Source organism: Azospirillaceae bacterium, from assembly GCA_028283825.1.
In the GTDB taxonomy this organism is placed as follows: domain Bacteria; phylum Pseudomonadota; class Alphaproteobacteria; order Azospirillales; family Azospirillaceae; genus Nitrospirillum.
In genome coordinates this window covers 1,173,997-1,197,300 of the sequence record JAPWJW010000001.1, presented here as the reverse complement: position 1 = coordinate 1,197,300, position 23,304 = coordinate 1,173,997, and the positions used below count along the sequence as shown (strand labels likewise).

Annotated in this window: 13 protein-coding genes; 4 read left to right on the top strand and 9 right to left on the bottom strand. The window is 66.0% G+C overall.

The genetic code is table 11. The annotated features are described in order from the left end of the window. Window positions 1-54: 54 nt before the first annotated feature. On the bottom strand, window positions 55-1,521 hold the full coding sequence (locus tag PW843_04810; protein ID MDE1145929.1) for a glycoside hydrolase family 27 protein: 1,467 nt from the start codon (window positions 1,519-1,521) through the stop codon (window positions 55-57). Window positions 1,522-1,730: 209 nt separating this feature from the next. On the opposite strand from PW843_04810, the gene PW843_04805 reads away from it, so the two are divergent. Further along, window positions 1,731-3,491, top strand: a complete 1,761-nt coding sequence (locus PW843_04805) for a hypothetical protein (GenBank protein MDE1145928.1) — start codon at window positions 1,731-1,733, stop codon at window positions 3,489-3,491. Between the two features lie 67 nt (window positions 3,492-3,558). Here PW843_04805 and PW843_04800 read toward each other — a convergent pair whose 3' ends face one another. Further along, window positions 3,559-4,974, bottom strand: coding sequence for an amino acid permease (locus PW843_04800; GenBank protein ID MDE1145927.1), 1,416 nt, complete (start codon window positions 4,972-4,974; stop codon window positions 3,559-3,561). A gap of 240 nt (window positions 4,975-5,214) precedes the next feature. Then, the gene (locus PW843_04795) at window positions 5,215-8,154 is read right to left on the bottom strand and encodes a TonB-dependent receptor (GenBank protein MDE1145926.1); all 2,940 of its coding nucleotides are present in this window, start codon (window positions 8,152-8,154) and stop codon (window positions 5,215-5,217) included. A gap of 494 nt (window positions 8,155-8,648) precedes the next feature. Here PW843_04795 and PW843_04790 point away from each other — a divergent pair, with 494 nt between their 5' ends. Both PW843_04790 and PW843_04785 read left to right on the top strand, forming a co-directional pair. Next, window positions 8,649-9,362 (top strand): FadR/GntR family transcriptional regulator, encoded by a 714-nt coding sequence (locus PW843_04790; protein MDE1145925.1) that lies wholly within the window; start codon window positions 8,649-8,651, stop codon window positions 9,360-9,362. Between the two features lie 58 nt (window positions 9,363-9,420). After that, window positions 9,421-11,220: a dihydroxy-acid dehydratase family protein gene (locus PW843_04785; GenBank protein ID MDE1145924.1), complete on the top strand. Its 1,800-nt coding sequence runs from the start codon at window positions 9,421-9,423 to the stop codon at window positions 11,218-11,220. A gap of 161 nt (window positions 11,221-11,381) precedes the next feature. Here PW843_04785 and PW843_04780 read toward each other — a convergent pair whose 3' ends face one another. The 5 genes from PW843_04780 to PW843_04760 form a co-directional block, all read right to left on the bottom strand. Beyond that, window positions 11,382-12,905 (bottom strand): tryptophan 7-halogenase, encoded by a 1,524-nt coding sequence (locus PW843_04780; protein MDE1145923.1) that lies wholly within the window; start codon window positions 12,903-12,905, stop codon window positions 11,382-11,384. Further along, window positions 12,902-14,425, bottom strand: coding sequence for a tryptophan 7-halogenase (locus tag PW843_04775; GenBank protein MDE1145922.1), 1,524 nt, complete (start codon window positions 14,423-14,425; stop codon window positions 12,902-12,904). The genes PW843_04780 and PW843_04775 overlap by 4 nt, the downstream gene beginning before the upstream one ends. Window positions 14,426-14,601: 176 nt before the next feature. Further along, window positions 14,602-17,874, bottom strand: coding sequence for a TonB-dependent receptor (locus tag PW843_04770; protein ID MDE1145921.1), 3,273 nt, complete (start codon window positions 17,872-17,874; stop codon window positions 14,602-14,604). Between the two features lie 444 nt (window positions 17,875-18,318). Then, on the bottom strand, window positions 18,319-19,245 hold the full coding sequence (locus PW843_04765) for a Gfo/Idh/MocA family oxidoreductase (GenBank protein MDE1145920.1): 927 nt from the start codon (window positions 19,243-19,245) through the stop codon (window positions 18,319-18,321). Window positions 19,246-19,313: 68 nt separating this feature from the next. Next, window positions 19,314-20,885, bottom strand: coding sequence for an aldehyde dehydrogenase (NADP(+)) (locus tag PW843_04760; GenBank protein ID MDE1145919.1), 1,572 nt, complete (start codon window positions 20,883-20,885; stop codon window positions 19,314-19,316). 351 nt (window positions 20,886-21,236) lie between these two features. Between PW843_04760 and PW843_04755 the strand changes: the two genes are divergently transcribed. Then, a complete protein-coding gene (locus PW843_04755) occupies window positions 21,237-22,526 on the top strand; it encodes an MFS transporter (GenBank protein ID MDE1145918.1) in 1,290 nt (429 codons plus the stop codon). Window positions 22,527-22,689: 163 nt separating this feature from the next. On the opposite strand, the gene wrbA is transcribed toward PW843_04755, so the two are convergent. Next, the gene (wrbA, locus tag PW843_04750) at window positions 22,690-23,292 is read right to left on the bottom strand and encodes an NAD(P)H:quinone oxidoreductase (GenBank protein MDE1145917.1); all 603 of its coding nucleotides are present in this window, start codon (window positions 23,290-23,292) and stop codon (window positions 22,690-22,692) included. Window positions 23,293-23,304 lie beyond the last annotated feature (12 nt).

The following is a 23,304-nucleotide window of genomic DNA, read 5'->3' as shown; positions in this document are numbered from 1 at the left end:
AAACACGTCGCGTTACATATGATCCATGGTGTTGTTGTCACGCTCCACACACCCTCAGACACCAGGCCGCGCCGCCCTCAACAACACCACGCCATAGGCGGGTACCGTCTGCGGCGCCGTCGGGCCGACGGCCTTGCCCGCCCACAGGTCGCGCACGGTGGGATGGTCGCCCAGGCCCAGGGCCGGCCAGTCGGCCGTCATCGCCACCGGCCGGTCGGTGCGGTTGAACAGGCCCACGGCGACGGAGCCGTCGGCCAGCGGCCGGGTCCACACCTCCGTCCCGTCCGCGCGCTTGACGGGCAGCCCCTGGCGGCCCAGGGGGTCCTGGTCCACGGCGATGACCGCCGCATTGGTCAGCAGGGCCCGCGTCTCGGCGGTCATGGACCGCACGTCGTTGCCCAGCAGCAACGGGGCCGCCATCATCGCCCACAGGCTGATATGGGTGCGGTATTCCTCCACATTCATGCCGCCGTTGCCGACCTCCAGCATGTCGGGGTCGTTCCAGCCGCCGGGGCCGGTGTGGCGGGGCACGCCGTTCTTGTCGAAGCCGATGCCGGCCATGCTGGCATACGTGTCCTCGATATCGCCGGTGGTGCGCCACAAATTGCCGCCCACGTCCCGGCCCCAGGCGCCGACGTCGAAGCGGCCGTATTCGCACAGGCTGTACAGGATGGAACGACCGGTGGCGGCCAGGGCCGCCCCCATCTGCTGGTAGACCGCCTGCACCGTCTCGGCGGTATGGTAGAAGGCCTCGCCCGAGCACAGGTCGTACTTCAGGTAATCGATGCCCCAGTCCGCCCAGGTCCTGGCGTCCTGTTCCACATGGCCGTAACTGCCGGCGTAACCGGCGCAGGACTTCGGACCGGGGGAGCTGTAGATGCCCAGCTTCAGCCCGCGCGCGTGGACATAGTCGGCCAGGGCCTTCATGTCCGGGAACTTGGCGTTGGGATGCAGGACGCCGTCCGCCCCCCGTTCCCCCTGCCAGCCGTCATCGATGTTGACGTACATGTAGCCGGCGTCGCGCAGGCCGGTGCGCACCAGGGCGTCAGCAACCTCGCGCACCGTCTTGTCGTCGATGCCGTCGGCGAACTTGTTCCAGCTGCTCCACCCCATGGGCGGGGTGCGGGCCAGGCCGTTATTCGGCACGTGGGCCGGCGCCGGCAGAGGGTAGGTGGGAAAGTCCAGGGCCGCCATCTCACCCGGCTGGGCACGATGGGCGGCCAGGTTCTCCTGCTCATCCCACACCCGGCCGGTCAGGCGCAGGCCCTGCCCTTCCGGTTGCAGGGTCAGGTCGTATTGGGTCAGGCGCGGGTTGCCATTGTCGATGTGGAAGACGAGATGGTCGCCCTCCACCCGCAGGCCCAGCATGGGCAGGTCGCCATACCAATCGGAGGTGATGGTGCCGGTGAGCGCGCCACCCGGCCCGGGGTGCACGGCCACGCGGGTGAAGATGGGGAAGGCCTTGGTCTGCCCGAACACCCAGTCCCCCGCCAGATCGCCACCGGTGAGATCGGCGGCCATCGCCGGACCCGCCACCGCGCATGTCACGAAAAGCGCCGCGGCCCACCGCGCCAGCGTCTTCATTCCCATGCCCCTCGCCCCCTTTTAAGTCATATTATACGATGATCACCGGATGGAGCTTATCATACCGGCGTCGATATTGTATCCAATATACGATACCGCCGCCGACGCGGATTTTAAGAACAAACAACGGAACAGGAGCGACCACCTTGCCTGACAGCGTTTCCCGCCGAACCTTCCTGGCCGCCAGCGCCGGCACCGCCGCCTTGGCAGCCCCCCTCGCCGGCGCGGCGGCGGCCCCGGCCACCAGCCCCGAGCTGCAGCTGCTGACATCGCGCAGCGGCGTCTACACCCCGGCCAAGGGGGACGCCGTGCTGCAGTTCAGCTTCGACTTCCCCGAGGCGTCGGTGCAGATCGGCCCGCTGCTGGTGGGATTCCGCGTGCAGACATACGAGAACGCCTACGCCATCGATCCCACGGTGACGCGGGTGGTGCGCGACGGCAACCGGGTGACGGTGGCCTGCGACGGCCTGACCTGGGCCGGCGGGCAGGAAAAGGCGCCGGGCAAGCTGGTGGCCGACTTCACGATCGAGGCCGACGGCACGGTGGAATGGACCGCGAAGGCCGAGGCGCAGCATCCGGTGAAGTCCATCACCACCGTGGTGCGGGGCCTGCCGCGCGGCGAGATCTCCATCTCCGGCCAGGACTTCACCGACCTGAAGGATGATGAGAAGGTCTGGGAATATCCCAACTTCTTCCAGGGCATGGCGACACCGCTGGCCGTGCTGAAGGCCGCCGATGGCAAGCTGTACGCCCTGTCCGCGCGCCAGAGTGCGGTGCGCACCTGCCGCTTCTTCTTCCAGCCGGGGCCGGACGGCTACCGCGTGGAACTGATCCATGAGGGTGAGGGCTGGGCCAAGGCCAACAGCCTGACCACCCCGCCCTGGCGGGTGGGCCCGGCGGCGGACTACGCGGCGGCGGCCACCCCCCACTTCACCCACGTGGAGAAGACCTACGGCATCCCGCCGCTGGCCACCCGGCCCGACATGCCCAAATGGATGCACGACGTGGACCTGGTGCTGTCCATCCACGGCGCGCACTGGACCGGCTATATCTTCAACGACTACGCCCGCACCCTGGACACCCTGCGCTGGACGGCCGGCCAGATCGACCCGAAGCGGGTCATGGTCTTCCTGCCGGCCTGGGACGGGCGGTATTACTGGAACTATCCGCTGTATCAGCCCGACCCGCGCATGGGCGGGGCGGAGGGCTTCAAGCGCCTGGTGACCCAGGCGCAGAAGCTGGGCTTCCGTATCGTGCCCATGTTCGGCACCAACTCCGCCAACAAGGTGTGGGAGGAGTTCAAGCTGTTCGCTGACGCCACCACCGACCGCATCGATGGCGACGCCTTCGACCTGAACTGGGTGGATTGGGACAACGACCGCACGGGCGACGGCTGGATGCCCTTCATGAATCTGGGCGTGGCGTCCTGGCGCCGCTGGCTGGGGGGCCGCATCTCCGCCACCATCCAGCAGTTCGGGGTGGACGGCTATTTCCTGGACATCGCCGGTGCCGCCCTCAACAACACCAAGGCCGACATGCATGAAGGTACCCGCCAACTTGTGCAGGACCTGGCCGCCCGCCACCCCGGCATCCCCCCGGTGGGGGAGATGCTGTACGACGCGCAGATGGCCTTCATCCCGATGTGCCACGTGACGCGCTACAAGCTGTATCCGTCGGCCCACGACGGCCACGTGCGCAGTTATGAGCATTTGAGCCGCCCGGCCCCCGGCCGCGGCAGCACCGGCGTGCACGAGGCGGGCTTCGGCAATTACAAGCCCGAGATCCCGCCCCACCAGCGCGCCATCCCCACCATCACCGTGGTGGACGACACCTTCACCAAGGAGCGCGCCGCCATGGCCGACTACATCCGCCAGGCCAAGGCCTGGGGTGAAGCACGGCGGGGATAAGCAAAACCCGAGCGAAAAAAGGCCGCCGTCCCGGGCTGGGGCGGCGGCCTTTTTCTTGGATCCGTGATCACACCGCCTTGTTCAGCAGGCTGTTGCGGCGGCTGTAGGCCAGGTAGACCACCATGCCGATGACGTGCCAGATGGCGAAGTTGCGCAGCGTGGTGCCGGGCAGGGAATAGAGGAAGTAGAGGCAGCCGATCACCGCCAGCGGCGCCACCACCCATACCGCCGGGCAGCGGAACAGGCGGGGCATGTCGGGCTGGCGGACGCGCAGGACCATGACGCAGACGGACACGGAGATGAAGGCCGCCAGCGTGCCGGCGTTCGACAGCTCCGCGATGGTGGCCAGCGGCAGGAAGCCGCCGAACAGCGCCACGAACAGTCCGACCAGAATGGTCACCTTCACCGGCGACTGGCGGCTGGCGCCCAGGTCGCTGAGCGAGCGCGGCAGCAGGCCGTCGCGCGACATGACGAAGAACACGCGGGTCTGGCCGAACATCATGACCAGGATGACGCTGGGCAGGGCGATGATGGCGGCGGCACCGATGCCCCAGGCGGCACCGGGATGCCCCAGGCTGCGCAGGATGAAGGCCAACGGCTCACCGCTGGCGGCGAATTCCGCGAAAGGCCAGGCGCCCACGGCGCAGGCCGCAACCACCATGTAGATGATGGTGGAAACAACCATGGAGCCCAAGATGCCGATGGTCAGGTCGCGGCCGGGGTTCTTCACCTCCTCCGCCGAGGTCGACACGGCGTCGAAACCGAAGAAGGCGAAGAAGACGATGGCCGCCGCCGCCATGACGCCACGCACATGGCCTTCACCATCCATGTGGCTGACGAAGCCGTAAGGCATGAAAGGGTGGAAGTTCTCAGGCACCAGGCTGAACACCGTCAGGCCGACGAACACCGCCAGCGCGATGATCTTGATGGCCACCAGGGCGATGTTGACCGTGGCGCTTTCCTTCGCGCCCTTGGACAACAGGGCCGTCACCAGCAGGGTGATGACCACGGCGGGCAGGTTGACCAGGCCGCCGGCCGCCGGCCCCGCGATCAGGGAAGGCGGCAAATGTATGCCCATGCTGTTCAGCAGGCCGACCATATAACCTGACCAGCCCACCGCCACCGCGCTACAGGTCACCGCGTACTCCAGCACCAGTGACCAGCCGACGATCCAGGCCAGCCCCTCGCCCAGCACCGAATAGGTGTAGGTGTAGGCGCTGCCGGCGGCCGGCATCAAGGTGGCCATTTCGGCGTAGGTCAGGGCCGCGAAGGCGCACAGCACGCCGCAGGCGGCGAACGCCAGAATGACGGCGGGGCCGGCACGCTCCGCCCCGATGCCGGTCAGCGTGTAGATGCCGGTACCGATGATGCCACCGATACCCAGCGCCACCAGGTGCGGCCAGCTGAGCGTCTTTTTCAGCTGACGGCTTTGGTCCACGTGCGCGAAAGCGTCCAACGCCTTACGGCGCGTCCAGAACGTCATAAAGCAGTCCCCATCATGAAACGTGTTTTGGTAGCCCCGCCGCCGAAGCGTTCTTCCCCCATGCCCGTGGGGATGATGTTCCGGCTTCATGGCTGTTTGGACATTGATCGGCGCAGCCGTCAATATCTTAACTGCCTTCACCTTTTTAAACGACATTTTGTGGCGCAAGGCCACGGGTTTCCAAGAAAAAACCCCGCCCGGATCGCTCCGGGCGGGGATTTCTTCGTTTGAAGCTTGGGCTTAGAACTCCGCCGTGGCACCGACGAAGATCACCCGGCCCAGCGGGTCGTAGACGCCGGGGTAGGTGTTGCCGTTGCCGAAGGCACCCAGCAGGCTGGAAGCGATGGCCGGCGGGTCACGGTCGAAGATGTTATTCACACCCGCCCGCAGGGACAGGTAGTCGGTCATCTTGTAGGTGGCCGCCAGGTCGAAGTAGCTGTAGGACGGGATGCGGGCGTTGATGCCGGTGTAGTCAGAGGCCAGGAAGGCGTTGCTGGTGTTGCTGGACAGCGCCGTCGGGCCGATGAAGCGCCAGTTCAGCGACAGGCTGGTGCCTTCCATGTTGGGCGGCGTCCAGGTGGTGCGGAACTGGTGGCGCCACCGCGGGCTGGGCTGGCCGCAGGTCGGACCGAACAGGCCCGTGCAGTCATAGGTACCCAGGCCCGGCAGGGGCTCCGTCTCCAGGCTCAACAGCGCGGTGCCGTTCAGGCTGAAGTCCAGGTCACCCCAGTTGCGGTCGATCACGTCCTCGATCGCCAGCTTGTAGTCGATGGAGATGTCGAAGCCCGAGGTCTGCAGGTGGCCGGTGTTCTCATTGCCCGCCACGATGTAGCCGTCGGTACCGAACAGGATGCCGGAGCCGGACGCGCGGTGGAACAGGCCGCAGTAGTAGGGGTTGCCGGTCTGGACGCACTGGTTGATCACCGTCTGCGCATCCAAGGCCGAGATGTAGTTCTCAACGTAGATGTTGAAGTAGTCGACGGTGGCCGTCAGGCTCGGCGCGAAGGTCGGGGTCAGCACGAAACCGGCGGTGAAGGTGTCGGCGGTTTCCGGCTTCAGGGCCGTGTTGCCGCCGCCCTGGGTCACGCAGACGTCGGACGGGCATTCCGTGATGTGGCCGTACTGGGCGGCGGAGACACCGGTCTTCTCACACTGCGCCAAGGTGGCCGTGGGGCTGGCGCCGGCGCAGGGATCCTGGGCCGCAACGTTGCCCAGCGTCACCGGCGAGAACAGCTCGGAAATGCTGGCGGCGCGGACGGCGCGGTTGTAGCTGCCGCGGAAGCGGATGTCCGTGACCGGGGCGTACTGCAGTTCCGCCTTATAGGTACTGACGCCGCCATCCAGGTAGTCATACTTGGAATAACGGTAGCCGGCGTTGAACAGCAGGTCCTGGATGAAGGGCTTGTCCTGGATCAGCGGAACCTGAAGCTCGGCATAACCTTCGTTGACGCTGATGCTGCCGGACGACGGCAGGGTGCCGTTCTGCTGCGCGATGGCATCGGCCTCGTACACCATGGATTCCGAGCGATGCTCGTAACCGAAGGCGAGGGCCGCGCCGTGCTTCGCCCACGGGCTCTGGAACCCGTAACGGCCCAGGTCGCCGCTGATGGACAGGTTGGCCACCTTTTCCGTGTCATCCTCATGGGTGTGACTGTCGGAATAGAGGTAGCTGTACCCGGCCTGGCTGATGCCGTTGTACTGGAAGACGTTGATGGGAACGCAGCTGGGGTCGGTGCCGTCGATGACGGACTTGCAGGTCGGCACCCCATTGACGTTGACCACCTCAAGCGCGCGCTGCGCCTTCGTGTTGTCGACGTTGTTCTGGTAGTGCTCGTTAAAGACGGTCTTGGAATAGAGGAAGCTGGCGTCGTAGCTCCAGCCATCCCCGATATCGCCCTTCAGACCGAAGTTGACGCGATAATCGATGTGACGCAGGTCGTCGATACGCGGCGCACCACCCGTCAGGCGGTAGCCGATCAGGGTGTTGGCATCGTTGGAGCTGCCGGCATTGGTGCCGCACAGCGCCGTCGCCTGCGAGGACGACATCAGCGGGTTGTCGCAGTTGATGGTGAAGTTCGTGCCCAGGAACAGGGCTGACGGCGCCACCTGCGACAAGCTGTGGTCGTTCATGTACATGAAGCTGCCGTAGGCCTGGATTTCGTTGGCGAAATCGTAGTGCGCCTGCAGGCCGGCGGTCTCACGCTTGTCTGTACGCTGGATGTAGTTGCTGGGCGTGTAGTTGTAGGCGTAGGCGCTGGTGTAGGGGACCCAGGTCTTGCTGCCGTCCTTGCTGTTGACCAGCGTGTTGCCGTAGCCGCCGGCGATCGCGTCCTGCGGCACGAACACGCCGTAGCCGGTGTTGCTGGACCCGCCGCAGGTGAAGGTGTTGGCGTCGGCCAGGTTCAGGTCGCAGTTGGAATAGTCGCGCTTATCCTGCGTCACCGGCATCATGTAGTGATAGCCGGCGTACAGCGTGACATTGCCCTTCTTGTTATCGAAGTTCTTGCCGACGGCGACGTTGATATCCTTCTGGATGCCGTCCCACACATCGTTCGGGGCCGTGGAGTAACCCTTGGCATCGCTCAGCGACCGCAGGCCGGTGTTGCCGTTGTCGTGGTTGGCAATGGTGTACTGGACGTCGGCACGAACGCCATCCAGATCCTTGCGCATGATGAAGTTCACGACACCCGACACGGCATCGGAACCGTAGACCGCCGAGGCGCCGCCCGAGACCACGTCCACCCGTTCGACCATGAAGGACGGGATGAAGTTCAGGTCGGCGCTTTCCGTCGGCAGCATGCGCTGGCCGTCGACCAGTATCAGGTTACGGTTGGAACCCAGGTTGCGCAAGTTGACGCGCGCCGTGCCGTCCGAACCGTTTGAAACGTTCTGGTTCGCGTCGGCAGTCACCTGCGACAGACGATTCAGCGCGTTCTCGATATTCGTCGTGCCCTGGTAGGCCAGTTCCTGCGCGCCCACCGTCGTCAGCGGGCTGGCCGTCATTTGGCTGGCCTGCTTAATGCGCGAACCGGTGACGACGATTTCCTGCAGGTCATCAGCGTCCGATGCCGACTGCGCCAGTGCCGGACCAGCCCCCATCAGGGCCACCATGGCGGTACCCGCCGCAAGCGCAGCCCACCGCGCCGTCCCTGAGGCGGCGTTCGGATCTCTCTTTGCCATTCTTATCTCCCAGACCCGCGCACCCCCGTTAGTGCGCGACATCCCCACGTTCGGCGAACGACACGTTTATGTCAAATATCTTATATCGTATATCGTATGATTTATCCGCCCTGTGTGGTGCGGACGCATCACTGGCCGACATTTTTGTTTATTTTCGGGGCTTTATTGCGGTCGGCGACCGGCACGCAGCCAGCCTCATCCCTATGGGTGGGGCTGAACGGTGACAAAATCGTCAGGGAATGCACGCCCGCCTGATATCGTGGCCCCAGGCGAAGGCGCGGTGATCCCAGGCCCAGGCGATGACCAAAGGCTGATTCAGCCGTGTGCGGTTTTCGCTACAGTGGCGCCGTTCGTGGTCACGACTCCGTCACGGAACTGGACGTGCTCATTTAATAATATTATTTATTATCCATCCCAGCACCGCGTCCGGCATCCTGCCCGGTGCCGGTCCACCGTCTCCCCCGCGAGGCCCCTACCTTATGAGTCTGTCCGCCTTGTCCGAACGCCCCCTTTCCCACCACGAACAGATCGTGCGCACCCTGGGCATGGACATCCTGAGCGGGGCCCTGGCCGTGGGCATGAACCTGCCGCCGGAACCAGAACTGCTGATCCGTTTCCAGATTTCGCGCACCGTCCTGCGCGAGGTGATGAAGACCCTGGCCGCCAAGGGGCTGGTCATCTCCAAGACGCGGGTGGGCACCAAGGTGCAGGACCCCACGCATTGGAACTTCTTCGACGCCGACCTTTTGTCCTGGCGTGTCAGCCTGGGCCTGGACGACGCCATGCGCCGCCACCTTTATGAAATGCGCAGTGCTGTGGAACCGCGGGCCGCCGCCCTGGCCGCCCGCCGGCGCACGGCCGGTCAGTTGGCCCTCCTGCGCACCACCCTGGCCCGAATGGCGCAGGCCGGGCACGACCGCCGCAGCTTCGCCGAGGCCGACCTGGCATTCCATGTCGCGGTCAGCGCCGCGTCCGGCAACCCGATGATGCGGTCGCTGGCCGGCGTCATCGAGGCGGCATTGCTGGCCTCATTCTCACTATCGTCGCCAGTGGATGAAGCGACCTTGCAGCAGGCGGTGGTGGATAGCCACGCCGCCATCGTCGACGCCATAGAGGCCGGCGACGCCCTGCGGGCCGCGCATGCCATGACCGCCGTCATCGAATCAGGGTTCGGCCGCCTGGCCCTGCCCGACCCCGACGCCCCCTGAGGCGCCGGTATCCTTGCAAACCCATGATCGCCTTCTCATCAAGAAAGCTTCCATCCAAATGACTGCCCCGTCCAACAAGCCCAAACTGCGGTCCCGCGCCTGGTTCGACAACCCGGACAACCCGGACATGACGGCGCTGTACCTGGAACGCTACCTGAACTACGGCCTGACGCTGGATGAGCTGCAGTCCGACATGCCCATCATCGGCATCGCCCAGACGGGCTCGGACCTCAGCCCCTGCAACCGCCACCATCTGGTGCTGGCCGAACGCCTGCGCGAGGGCATCCGCCAGGCCGGCGGCATCGCCATCGAATTCCCGGTGCACCCCATCCAGGAAACCGGCAAGCGCCCGACCGCAGGCCTGGACCGCAACCTGGCCTATCTGGGCCTGGTGGAGCTGCTGCACGGCTACCCCATCGACGGCGTCGTGCTGACCATCGGCTGCGACAAGACCACGCCGGCCTGCCTGATGGCCGCCGCCACCGTCAACATCCCCGCCATCGCCCTGTCGGTCGGCCCCATGCTGAATGGCTGGCACAAGGGGGAGCGCACGGGCTCCGGCACCATCGTGTGGAAGGCGCGCCAAATGCTGGCGGCCGGTGAGATCGACCAGCGCAAGTTCATCGAGCTGGTGGCCAGTTCGGCCCCGTCCACCGGTTACTGCAACACCATGGGCACCGCCACCACCATGAACAGCCTGGCCGAGGCGCTGGGCATGCAGCTGCCGGGCTCGGCCGCCATCCCGGCGCCTTATCGCGAACGCCAGCAGATCGCCTATACGACCGGCAAGCGCATCGTGGACATGGTGCATGAGGACCTGAAGCCGTCGGACATCCTGACGCGCGAGGCCTTCCTGAACGCCATCGTCGTGAACAGCGCCATCGGCGGATCGACCAACGCCCCCATCCACCTGGCCGCCATCGCCCGCCATGTGGGTGCGGAGCTGGAACTGCAGGATTGGCAGACCCACGGCCACAAGGTGCCGCTGATGGTCAACCTGCAGCCGGCCGGTGAGTACCTGGGTGAGGACTTCCACCATGCCGGCGGCGTGCCCGCCGTGGTGGGCGAACTGATGAAGCAGGGCCTGATCCATGAGAAGGCGCTGACCGTCAACGGCCGGACCATCGGTGAGAACTGCCGCGAGGCCACCATCGAACTGCCGGAGGTCATCCGCCCCTACGACAACCCGCTGAAGAAGGATGCGGGCTTCCTCGTGCTGCGCGGCAACCTGTTCGACAGCGCCATCATGAAGACCAGCGTCATCTCACCGGAATTCCGCGACCGCTACCTGTCCAACCCCAACGATCCGGAAGCCTTCGAGGGCCCGGCCGTGGTGTTCGACGGTCCGGAGGATTATCACCATCGCATCGACGACCCCGCCCTGGGCATCGATGAGAACACGCTGCTGTTCATGCGCGGCGCCGGCCCCATCGGTTATCCGGGTGCGGCCGAGGTCGTGAACATGCGTCCGCCCGCCTACCTGATCAAGAAGGGCATCACGGCCCTACCCTGCATCGGCGACGGCCGGCAGTCCGGCACCTCCGGTTCCCCCTCCATCCTGAACGCGTCGCCGGAGGCGGCGGCGGGCGGCGGCATCGCCCTGTTGAAGACGGGTGACCGGGTGCGCATCGACCTGAATACCGGTGCCGCCAACATCCTGATCAGCGATGAAGAACTGGCCGAGCGCCGCCGGGCCCTGGCGGCCGCCGGCGGCTACAAGTACCCGGACAGCCAGACGCCCTGGCAGGAAATCCAGCGCAGCATGGTCGGCCAGCTGGGCGAGGGCGCGGTGCTGGAGCCGGCGGTGAAGTACCAGCGCGTGGCCCAGACTTACGGCATCCCGCGCGATAACCACTGACGTCGGGGACAAGAGCAAGGCGGCGGAAGCGAGAGGCTCCGCCGCCTTTTCTTTTTGTGGTGTCCCCTCAAATGCCGGGCGCCGGCATCCGCCGGCTTGGCTTCCTCGATTTCCAGTCCGCTGACGCTCCCCAGAAATCTCCGGCGGACGAGGGGCGCGTCCTACGGCCGTTCCGGTCGCCGGGCCAGGAATTCCGCCTGGGTGGGCAGGCGGGCGGCGGCGTTGGCCAGGCTGGTGCGGCGCAGGCGCAGGGATTCCACGACGTCCACCCGTTTCTGTGCGGCCATCAGCGGATCGCGGCGCCTGGGGATCAGGCCCAGACCGATGAACAGGGCCTGCCAGCTGGGCGTGAGGAAACTCTCCTCGTTCAGCAGCACCACGTGGCCCGTCTCGCGGAAGGTTTCGATACGGCTGGCCAGGCTATCCGGCAGGGCCATCTCGCGCCGTTCCCGCCAGAAGGGCGTGTCGTCGCGCTGGGTCAGGGCATAGTGCAGGATGATGAAGTCGCGGATGCGGTCGAACTCCAGCGCCTGGACGCGGTTGTACTCCACCGCCAGCGCGGGGTTGAAGGACAGATCCGGCAACAGGCCGATCAGCCGGGTGATGCCACCCTGGATCAGGGATATGGCCGTGGACTCCAGGGGTTCGACAAAGCCGGAGGCCAGACCGATGGCCACGCAATTCCCCACCCAGCAGCGGGCACGCCGACCGGTCCGGAATCGCAACAGCCGAGGTTCGGCCAGCACCTCGCCATCCAGGCCGTCCAGCAGACGCTGACGCGCCTCCTCCTCCGACACATGCGCGCTGGAGAAGACATAGCCGTTGCCGGTGCGGTGCTGCAACGGGATGCGCCAGCGCCAGCCGCCCTCCAGCGCCGTGGCCCGGGTATAGGGCAGCAAGGGCCCATGGCTGGCGCAGGGCACGGCCCAGGCGCGGTCCACCGGCAGCCAATGGCCGTAGTCGACGAAGGGTTCCGCCAGCGCCTGGCCGGCCAGCAGCGAGACGAAGCCGGAGCAGTCGATGAACAGGTCGGCCGTCAGTTCCCGGCCATCGTCCAGTCGCACGGCCTGGATGAACCCCGTCTCCGGATCCCGGTCGGTGCCGACGATGCGCCCCTCATGCCGCGTCACCCCCTCGCCTTCCGCCTTGGCGCGCAGCAGGCGGGCGTAGAGGGTGGCGTCGAAATGATAGGCGTAACTGAAGTAATGGTAGGGGGAGCGGGGGTCGTCCTCCGGCGTGGTGAAACGCCCGGCCTCCGCCATCACCGCCGCCATATGATAGGCGTCCAGGCTGCCGACCGCCGCCTCCCCCGCCAGGTCGCGGGCCACCAGCCAATGGTTCAGGGTGGAAAAGGGACCGGTGTTGACGATGAAATCACCGAAGCCGTGGAAGAAGCGCGTGTCCTTGGCGCGCCAATCCGGGAACTGGATCCCCAGCTTGTAGGTGCCCTGCGTCGCCTTCAGGAAGGCCGCCTCATCCAGGCCGATGTCCTGGTTGAACTGGCGGATGCCGGGCAGCGTCGCCTCCCCCACCCCCACGGTGCCGATGGCGTCCGATTCCACGACATGGACCTGGGTGCCGGCGACGCGCACCGCCTGGTTCAGGGCGCAGGCCGCCATCCAGCCGGCGGTGCCGCCACCGACGATGAGGATGCGACGTAGTGGGTTGCCATCGGGTAGCGTCATGCCCGCGCCTTCGCCGCGGCCGGCGTCCCGCCCAGGAAAGCCTCATGCGGGCGGCAGGATTCCGCCACCTGCTGGATGGCGCGGCGCATGCCGTCGAAACCGGCACGGATCTCATCCAGGGGGGCATTGTCGACCAGCGGGTCATACCCCTGGGGCGTCAATTCCTGGCCCAGCAGGACGGCCAGCCAGTTCGGTTCCTGGAAGAGTGTCTGGTTGGGGAAGATGGCGCAGCCGCGGTGACGAAACAGATCCATCTTCTCCGCCAGGCTATCGGGGATGGGCATGGTGCGCACCTGGTCCCACAGCGGCTCACCCACGCGCTGGTTGGCGTGGTAGTGGAAGATCAGGAAGTCGCGCACCTGTTCCAGCTCATCCGCCATGATGCGGTTGTAAAGGCCGGCCGACACCGGATCATCCTTGGCCAGGGGGAAGGTCGCGGCGAACTTGATCAGCGCGTGCTGGATGAAATGGATGCTGGTGGATTCCAAGGGCTCCAGGAAGCCGGAGCTGAGCCCCACCGCCAGCACATTCTTGTGCCGCGACTGCCGGCGCCGGCCGGTGGTGAAGCGCAGGAAGCGCGGGTCGGCCAGCGCCTCGCCTTCCAGGTTGGCCAGCAGGGTCCGCGCCGCCTCATCATCGCTGATGTGGTCGGCGACATAGACATAACCGTTGCCGGTACGGTGGCGCAGGTTGATGCGCCATTGCCAGCCCGCCGCCCTCGCGGTGGCGCGGGTGTAGGGCAGCGGATCCGACACGCGGGCGGACGGCACCGCCACCGCCCGGTTGGCCGGCAGATAATGCGACCAGTCCTCATATTCCCGGCCCAGGGCGTCGCCGATCAGCAGGCCGCGGAAGCCGGTGCAGTCGATGAAGAAGTCGCCCTCCACCCGGCGGCCGTCACTCAGATCCAGGTGCTGCACCGTGCCGTCGGCGCCATCCAGCGCCACATGGCGGACGGTGCCCTCGATGCGCTGCACGCCCCTGCCTTCGGCGATGCGCCGCAGGAACTGGGCATAAAGGCCGGCGTCGAAATGATAGGCGTAGGACAGGCTGGACTTGGGCGACCGCGTATCGGTGGTGGGGAAGTCGAAGCGGTTCTTGTAGGCCAGCACCTCGCTCATCCAGAAATCGGACAACGGGTGCGGATAACCCGCCGCCTTCAGGCGCAGCCACCAGGCATGGAAGGACGAACCCTGAAGGGGCTGCCCCGGCTGGCCGAAGGGGTGCATGTAGCGCTGGCCGGGCCGGACCCAGTCCACGAACTCGATCCCCAGCTTGAAGGTGCCCTCGGTCGCCCGCATGAACTCCGCTTCATCGATGCCGACGGTCTTGTTGAAGAACTGGATGGGGGGAATGGTGGCCTCACCCACCCCGACCGTGCCGATCTCCGCCGATTCCACCACCGTCAGCGACAGCCGGGATTGGCGGAACACGGTGGACAGGAAGGCGGCGGCCATCCAGCCGGCGGTGCCGCCGCCGACAATGACCAGGCGTGAAATCGGTGACGCGGATTCGGACATATATGTTCCCCCCATATCAATCCCGGCCGATAGTGTGGCCGGTTCGACAGTTTTTATAAGATGATCGGATGCGCACCATGGCACGCACCCCTGCCATCTTCCTTGTTCTAACGCAAATCAGGCGGCACCGATGCTGATATCGGCGCCGCCTGTACTTATTCACAAACCCTGGATGCTTAGAACTGGGCGCGCATGACCAGGGAGAAGCGACGGTCGGCGACCGTGTAGTTATGCTTGTAGATCAGGCTTTTGCTCATGTTGCCCTGGGTGCCGTAGTACCAGTTGTCACGCTCGTCGATCGAAATGATGTTCTTTGTGGCCAGCAGGTTGGACGCCTGGATGCCGACCTTGACGTTGTCGGTGATGGAGTACAGCACCGACGCGTCCAACTGGCCGTAATCCTCCATGTAGGCCGGCGCCTGGACGTTGGAGGCGGAGGCCGCCATCAGATAGCGCGAGCGCCAATTGTAGGCCAGGCGGGCGTCGAAGCCATACTTGGCGTACAGCAGGGCGGCGTTCAGGGTGTAGGTCGACAACTGTTCCAGCGGCAGGGTCAGCTTGCTGGCCCCGATCTGGCTGCCGTCGAACACGCTGCCCGAGGTGTTCTGCGTGCCGCTGCTGTGCAGGATGGTGAAGTTGAAATCCGTGCCCAGGCCGCTGAGCGGGCCGGGCAGGAAGTCGTAGAAGTATGTGGCCTGGCCTTCGATGCCCACGATGCGGCCGTGGCCATGGTTCTGGGGAACGGTGCCGACGATGGTTTCGGTGACACCGTTGTTGGTCACCTGCATCACCGTCTGGTCGCTCTGGATGTAGTCGTAGATTTCCTTGTCGAAGACCCCCAGGGCGAACATGGAGCCCGGCTTCACATACCACTCGTAAGCCAGGTCGAAGGACTGGGCCCGCATGGGCTTCAGCTTCGGATTGCCGGTGTTGAAGGAGAAGGAGACGCCCGTGTTGTACATAACCGGCGCGCCGTTGGTGACCGCCGTGTTCAATTCGGCCTGGGTGTACGGCAGGTTGGTGGCGCTGTTGATCACCTTGTCCGCCACCGTCGCCAGGCGGGTCTGATAAGTGCCGCTCATGGTGAAGGACGGGGTCAGCTGGTAGAAGTCCGGCCGCACGATGGAGGTCGAGGCCGCGAAGCGGATCGCCGAGTCATCCGTCGGCTTGAACCGCAGGTTCAGGCTGGGCAGGACGTCGGTGTACTGGTTGCTGAAGGACGCGATGTTGTTGGAACCATCGGCGAAGGTCAGGGCCTGCAACGCGTCGGCCGAGTAGGACGACAGATCGCCCGACTGGACCAGCGAGGCGACATGGCCCAGGCCGATGGAGCCGGTTTCGGTGCGTACGACGCGGACGCCGATGTTCCCGTCCCAGGGCAGGTTCCAGCCGAACAGGTTGTCGTGGCTGAACCGCAGGGTGGCGTAGAGGGCCCTGGTGCGTTCCGTCTGGTCGTTGGTGCCCATGCCGGACGTGGAGGTCGGCGCGTAGTCGTAGTTGCCGTTGAACGGTGTCCAGAAGGTGATGCCGTTCACCGGCTGGGCCGGGTTGATCAGCTTTCCGTTCGCGTCCACGTTCGCCGCCGCCCAGGTGGGCAGATAGCTGGCCAGGCTGCCGGCCGGGAATGGGCTGTTGGCGGTGGCGCCATAATAACCGGCCGGAACCGCCGGTAGGTTGGTGCCCAGGTTGGGCGTGTACAGCAGCTTCTGGATGTAGCTGGCCAGCAGGTTCTTGTTCTTGGCCAGATCCACGCTGGGCATCCACAGCGACGGCAGGGAACCGCCGAGGAAGTTGTTGAAGTTGACGATTTCCTGGTGCTCGGGGAATTGACCCACGGTCGCGGTCTGGGCGAAGGCCCACGGCGCCGTGATCAACTGCCAGTTATAGCCGCTGTCACGCTGGATGGAGTGCCGGTCGGTCGCCCGGAAACCGAACTTCAACGACTGCAGGAAATCGCCATCGATATCGTAGGTGGTGTCCAGCTTCGCCGCCGTCTCATCCGCCTTGTCGATCTCGCTGTGGTCCATGGCCGCATAGAGATTGAACACGTTGGGCGTGGCGGTCAGGTTCTGCATGGTGATGACCGGCAGGTCACCCCGCACATCCAAGCCGACACCGCCCGTGGCCGTGACGGTGTTGTAGACCGTCATGTCATAATCATCGCGGCGGGAGAAAATGCGTTGGAAGTCGGCGTTGACATGCCAGCGGCCGTGATTCCACTTCACGCCGCCCGACGCGTCCCACGTTTCGTCATTTTCCTCGGCGTAGCGGGTGCCCAGGTTCAGTAGGAAGCTGTTGGCCACACCGTTGCCGCCACCACCGCCATCCACGATGGTGCCGGTCAGGAAGTTGCCGTTGGCGTCATAGGTGAAGCTGGTGCCATCCGCCGGCTGGTTCATGAAGCTGGAATTGTTGGTCGCCGAACAGCAGGCCGAGGTCTGGGCGAAATGGTCGGTGCTGACCAGTTTGGACGTGGAGCGGAAATAGGTGCCGTAGATTTCCAGCTCGTCGGTCGGCTTCCATTGCAGGGCGGCGTACTGGCCGTCACGGGTGCGGTCACGATCCTCCAGCCGGTATTCCACGCCGGTGGGCACCATCACCGTCGACAACGGCTGGCCGGCGATGGCGTTGGAGCCGTTGAAATTGAACGTCGTGCCGCCGTCATACGAGGACTGGGTGTTGAGGGAATGCGCGTCGTAGGGATCGACCTCGACGGCGTTCAGGCGGCTGGACAATTCGGAATGGGCCACGTCCACCAGGATGCCGATCTCACCGATCTTGGTATCCCAGCGGTTGGAATAAAGGCCGGAGGCCGAGGGCGTCACCTTATGGCGCAGATCGCCCCAGGTGCCGTCGGCGGACAGGCCGATAACCTGGCCATCGGCATCGAACGGCATGCGGGTGCGCAGGTTGATGGTGCCGCCCAGACCGCCTTCGACGATATCGGCCGAGGGGTTCTTGTAAACGTCGACGCCGGCCGCCAGTTCAGGCGTCACATCGTCCCAACCCAGCGCGCGCCCGTTCTTGGCGCCGAAGCTGTCACGGCCATTGATTTCGGAACGCACCCAGGTCAGGCCGCGGATCTGGACGCCGGAACCTTCGACGTTCAGGCGGTCGATGTCGCGGGGCTCATCCGTGCGTCCGATGCTGATGCCCGGAATACGCTGCAGCGCCTCGGTCACCGAGCGGTCCGGCAGGGCGCCGATATCGACCGCGGAGATGGAATCCACGATCTCTTCGGAATTCCTTTTGATTTCCTGGGCGTTCTGCAGTGCCTTGCGCATACCCGTGACGACGATTTCGTCAATCGGGGCATCCGCCGGCGGCGCGGCCGCCTGATCGGCCGGCGCAGGTGTCGAAGCGGCGGATTGCGCGTGGGCCAGGCCGGCCCAGGCGAGCGCCAATCCCGAAACAGACAGCAGTGCGATGGCCTTTGTGCCAGTACGCATGTTTCCTCTCCCAATTTAATTTATTTATTCAATCGCACGCAAAAGCGCGCGATCGGCCGGCTTGGCGGCCAAGGCGCATCACAACTTCGGCAATGACGTCGTAAAAGGTGCCTCCCCGGCTTTCTTATTCCCGCACCCCCCAAGGCGCGGGCTAACAAGGCTGCCATCTTTGGTCGTGTATGACAGCGCAGTCAAGGAAAGATCACACTACGGCAACTGACAAGATTGGATGCAAAATTACGCCGCACTGCAAAAATAATACAAATCATGCAGTTGAAGGTTGATGTGTCATCCAACCTTGTCTGGATAGACCTTCCCCCATGGCGAGGCCGCTTATCCCCCTCACCGCGAATCGCCGCCCGGTCACCGCCAATCCATTGATCCAGACAACAAAAAAGCCGGCGAGGTCGCCCCCGCCGGCTTTCATGCGAACCGTGCGGTCCTTCAGTCGTGGAAGTCTTCCACCAGCACGCGATGGCCACACAGGAAGGCGTCAGCCACCAGATTCAGCGGCGCCAGGTCCACGTCGACCGCGCGGTCGCGCACCAGGCCGCTGAACAGGGCGTAGAGGTTGGCGTACTCCGCCTCCGGCTCTTCCAGGTGGGCCGTGCCATCAATGCTCATGGCCGCACCGCCGCGGTTCAGCGCCAGGGTGCCATCGGTGGTTTCCACCACGATGTCCCAGCTTTGCGGGCCGGTCTGGCGCCAGTCGAACTCCGCCGTCACCGGCACACCGGCATTGTCCCGCATGTCCAGCCGGGCGGCGATGGGCGCCTGGCGGTTGGCCGGGAATTCCAGGGTCGCGGCCTTCAGCACCAGGGGACGCGGCAGGATATGGGTGATGATGGACAACGCGTTGATGCCCGGGTCGAACACGCCCAGGCCGCCGGGCTGCCAGATCCATTCCTGACCCGGGTGCCAATGGCGCACGTCTTCCTTCCACGACACCGCGACCGACGTGATGGTGCGGCCGGCCAGCCAGGCACGGGCCGGTTCCACCGCCGGGGCGTAGCGGGAATGCCAGGTGGCCAGCAGGGCGACGCCCTTGTCCTTGGCCAGGGCCACCAGGTCGTGCACCTCCGCCAGGGTGGCGCCCGGCGGCTTTTCCAGCAGGACGTGGCGGCCGCGTTCCAGCGCGTGGCGGGCCAGGGCATGCCGTCCCTGCGGCGGGGTGCAGAGGGCGACGGCCTCGATCTCCGGTCGGGCATCCAGCAGGGCGTCCAGGCTGGCATGGCTTTCCACGCCTTCAACCGTCGCGTTGCGGCTGGCGACACCCACCAGGTTGAAATCCGGATTGGCGGCGATGACGGGCAGGTGCTGGTCGCGGGCGATCTTGCCCACGCCCACCAGGCCGATCTTGATCGATGACATGCGCTCTCGGGGCTCCCCAGTTTTATTATGAAAAGGGCGGGCCACGATGGGCCCGCCCTTTCAGTACCTTACTTCTGCACCACGCCGTCGATCCGGCGGTTCAGGCCCAGCGGGTTGGCGTGCTTCACCGCCGCCGGCAGCAACGCGTCCGGCAGATCCTGGTAGCTGACCGGCCGCAGGAAGCGGTCGATGGCCAGGGTGCCGACCGAGGTGGTACGCCCGTCGGAGGTGGACGGGAACGGGCCGCCGTGGACCATGGCGTGGCAGACCTCGACACCCGTCGGCCAGCCATTGGCCAGGATACGGCCCACGCGGCGTTCCAGCGTGGGCAGCAGGCCGGCGGCCGCGTCGTGGTCGGCCTCTTCCAGGTGCAGGGTGGCGGTCAGCTGGCCTTCCAGGCCTTCCAGCACCGCCTTCACCGCCGCCAGATCCGGGCAACGGACGATGACGGAGGAGGAACCGAACACCTCATGGTTCAGCGCCGGGTCGGCCAGGAACTCGGCGGCCGACACGCTGAACAGAACGGCCGCACAGGTGTTGCCCGCACCCTGTTCCGCCTGGGCCAGGATGGTGACGCTGTCCTTGTCGGCCAGGGCCTTGACGCCCTGCTTGTAGGCCTTGGCGATGCCGGGGGTCAGCATGACCAGCGGCGTGGTCTTGCCCAGGGCTTCGGTGGCGGCGGCGGTGAACCGCTCCAGGTCCGGGCCGTCCACGGCCAGGATCAGGCCGGGGTTGGTGCAGAACTGGCCGGCGCCCATGGTCAGCGAACCGACGAAGGCCTGGCCCAGCGCCTCGGCCTTGGCCTCCAGGGCGGCGGGCAGCAGCACGACGGGGTTGATGCTGCTCATCTCCGCATACACCGGGATCGGCTCCGCACGGCTCTGCGCGATACGGACCAGGGCCAGGCCGCCGGCACGCGAACCGGTGAAGCCCACGGCCTTGATGCGCGGGTCGGCCACCAGGGCGCCGCCCAGCTCATTGGTGGTGCCGCCCAGCAGGCTGAACACGCCCTCGGGCAGGCCCAGTTCCTTGACAGCGGCGGCGATGGCCTCACCCACCAGTTCACCGGTGCCGGGGTGGGCGGGATGGCCCTTCACCACGACGGGGCAACCGGCGGCCAGGGCCGAGGCGGTGTCGCCACCGGCGACGGAGAAGGCCAGCGGGAAGTTGCTGGCACCGAACACGGCCACCGGGCCGACAGGGATGTGGCGCAGGCGCAGGTCGGCGCGCGGCAGCGGCTTGCGCTCCGGCTGGGCCGGGTCGATGCGCACGCCCAGCCAGTCGCCCTGGCGGATGACGCTGGCGAACAGGCGCAGCTGGCCCATGGTGCGGCCACGTTCGCCTTCCAGGCGGCCACGCGGCAGGCCGCTTTCGGCGCCGGCGCGGTCCAGCAGCTCGTCGCCCAGGGCCAGGATGTTGTCGGCGATCTTCTCCAGCAGGCTGGCGCGCAGCTCCAGGCTGGTCTCGCGGAAGGTGTCGAAGGCCGCGGCGGCAAGGGCGCAGGCCTGGGCGACGTGCTCCGCCCCACCCTGGTAGAAGGCGGTGTCCAGAGCCCCATCGGTGGCGGGATTGATGGCGGTGAAGGTGGCGTCGGTGGCGACGCGGGCGCTGCCGATCAGCAGCTTACCGTGCAAAGACATCTGGTGTTCCTATCCCTCTGGGTGGCCCGAGATCGGGTCGCCGCCCTTGTTAACCTAATTAGTACGACAAATCCACAGCCCGCCCGGCGGGTCTGCCATCGGGGCCGCGGGGACCTCCGGAATGTAGGTCTGATACCGGTAACATGCAATGCCGCTGGGATCGCGTCTGGCAAGTTGCGGGGCGCCTGCGATCAAGACCCCCAGGACGGTTTTGTTATGCTGCATCGCAACGCGCATCCCGCCGGGCACAGGGCCGGATTGAAGAATGCGCCATCACGGGCAGTTGGGTCCTGGCTTCCGCCGCTGACGCGGCCGGCCGCGGCCCCACGCGAAATACAAGGGAATAACGCCATGACGGTTCCCGCCACGACATCTCCCGATTTCACGGACGCCAAAGCGCCCATCCCGGCCATCGGCATGAGCCCGGCCCAGCGCGGCGTGCTGTTCGCCGCCACCATGGGCAATTTCATGAGCGCCACGCCGGTGCTGTACACCGTGTTCGGCATGGTGCTGGTCCCCATCTCCACCGAATTCAACTGGCCCCGGGCGCAGGTGTCGGGCGTGCTGGGCCTGGCCGCCATCTTCGCGGCGTTGATGGCCTTCGTCACCGGGCCGCTGGTCGACCGTTTCGGCCCCCGCCGCCTCATCCTGTTCGGCAGCCTGTCGTTCGCCGTGGCGCTGGCCCTGTTCTCCCTGGCGCCGGGCCGGGTGCTGCCGTTCTACGGCCTGTTCCTGCTGGCCGACATCGCCGCCGCCTTCGCCTCGCCCATGGTGTACAGCAAGGCGGTGTCCGGTTGGTTCGACCGCATGCGGGGGGCGGCGCTGGGTTTCGCCGGCGGTGTCGGCAACGGCGTCGGCGCCACAATCATCCCCATCGTCGGCGGCGTGCTGCTGTCGCATTTCGGCTGGCGCGTCACCTACCAGGGCATGGCGCTGATGGTGGGGGCCATCGGCTTTCCCATCCTGTGGCGTTTCCTGCGCGACCCGCCGCCGGGCGGCTTCCGTGACGCCGTGCCGGCAACGGAAACGGCCATGGCCCGTAAATCCGCCACCGACCTGACCTTGCGTCAGGCCGTGACCACGCGGGCCTTCTGGATCACGGCGCTGGCCATCGGCCTGTGTGCCGCCTGCATGACGGCGATGTTCACCAACGTGGTGCCGGTGCTGATGGAACGGGGGTTCAGCTTGGCCCAGGGGGTCACGGTGGTGACCACCTTCGCCCTGGTCTGCGCCGTGTGGCAATGGCTGATGGGCACGCTGCTGGACCGCTTCGCCCGACCGCTGGTGCTGGTACCCTTCTATGTCCTGGGGCTGGTGGGATTGCTGCTGCTGCAGTTCGGGCCCACCATGCCGTGGCTGGTGGCGGCGGGCGTGCTGATGGGCCTGGGGCTGGGGGCGGAGTACAGCGCCCTGCCCTTCCTGCTGTCGCGCTACTTTGGCTTCCGCCATTTCGGTGCCATCGCTGGCGTGCTGTACGGCGGCATCGCCGTGGGCATGGGGATGATCCCCTTCGCCATGAACGGCATCTTCGACGCCTTCCGCTCCTACGACCCGGCCCTGCACATCATCGAGGGCCTGCTGCTGCTCTCCACCATCGCCTTCCTGTTCCTGCCCGCCCATGATCACCCCTTACGGGGCTGAGTCTTAGCGGTTCCCTCAGGCGGCGGGCGGCCCCATCCGGGGCCTTGCCTTGTCCTCGATTTTCAGTCCGCGACCGCTTCCCGAAAATCTCCGGCGGACGCCGTCGCGTCCTACAGCGGCATGAGGCTGAACCTCATGCCGCTGGTATTCGCGAACACCGCTATCAGCCAGCCAGCTTGGCCGTCAGCTTGGCGACGTGGGCGCCCTGGAAGGTGGCGATGCCCAGTTCGGCCTCGGACGGCTGGCGCGAGCCGTCGCTGGCCGACAGGGTGGTGGCACCGTACGGCGTGCCGCCCTGCACCGCGCCCAGCTCACCCAGGCGGGGTTCGGAATAGGGCACGCCCACCACCACCATGCCGTGGTGCAACAGGCTGGTGTGGAAGGACAGGATGGTGCTTTCCTGGCCACCGTGCTGGGTGGCGGTGGAGGCGAAGACGCTGCCGATCTTGCCGATCAGCTTGCCCTGGGCCCACAGCGCGCCCGTCTGGTCCAGGAAGTTGCGCATCTGCGCCGCCATCATGCCGAACCGGGTGGGCGTGCCGAAAATGATGGCGTCATAGTCGGCCAATTCGTCCGGGGTGGCGATCGGTGCCTCCTGGTCCAGCTTGGCGTAGGCCTTCTCGGCCACGTCGCGGGGCATCAGTTCGGGCACCCGCTTCACCACCACCTCGGTGCCGGCGACGGACTTGGCACCCTCGGCCACGGCATAGGCCATCTTTTCGATGTGGCCCCAGGTGGAATAATAAAGAACAAGAATCTTGGCCATCGTCAGTCTCCA

Excerpts from the sequence above, each read along its gene's own strand:
- PW843_04760 (MDE1145919.1), bottom strand. The coding sequence starts at position 20,885 with ATGTCTTTGCACGGTAAGCTGCTGATCGGCAGCGCCCGCGTCGCCACC.
- PW843_04770 (MDE1145921.1), bottom strand. The coding sequence starts at position 17,874 with ATGCGTACTGGCACAAAGGCCATCGCACTGCTGTCTGTTTCGGGATTG.
- PW843_04765 (MDE1145920.1), bottom strand. The coding sequence starts at position 19,245 with ATGTCATCGATCAAGATCGGCCTGGTGGGCGTGGGCAAGATCGCCCGC.
- PW843_04800 (MDE1145927.1), bottom strand. The coding sequence starts at position 4,974 with ATGACGTTCTGGACGCGCCGTAAGGCGTTGGACGCTTTCGCGCACGTG.
- PW843_04780 (MDE1145923.1), bottom strand. The coding sequence starts at position 12,905 with ATGACGCTACCCGATGGCAACCCACTACGTCGCATCCTCATCGTCGGT.
- PW843_04755 (MDE1145918.1), top strand. The coding sequence starts at position 21,237 with ATGACGGTTCCCGCCACGACATCTCCCGATTTCACGGACGCCAAAGCG.
- wrbA (MDE1145917.1), bottom strand. The coding sequence starts at position 23,292 with ATGGCCAAGATTCTTGTTCTTTATTATTCCACCTGGGGCCACATCGAA.
- PW843_04795 (MDE1145926.1), bottom strand. The coding sequence starts at position 8,154 with ATGGCAAAGAGAGATCCGAACGCCGCCTCAGGGACGGCGCGGTGGGCT.
- PW843_04810 (MDE1145929.1), bottom strand. The coding sequence starts at position 1,521 with ATGGCCGCCGATCTCACCGGTGGCGATCTGGCGGGGGACTGGGTGTTC.
- PW843_04785 (MDE1145924.1), top strand. The coding sequence starts at position 9,421 with ATGACTGCCCCGTCCAACAAGCCCAAACTGCGGTCCCGCGCCTGGTTC.
- PW843_04775 (MDE1145922.1), bottom strand. The coding sequence starts at position 14,425 with ATGTCCGAATCCGCGTCACCGATTTCACGCCTGGTCATTGTCGGCGGC.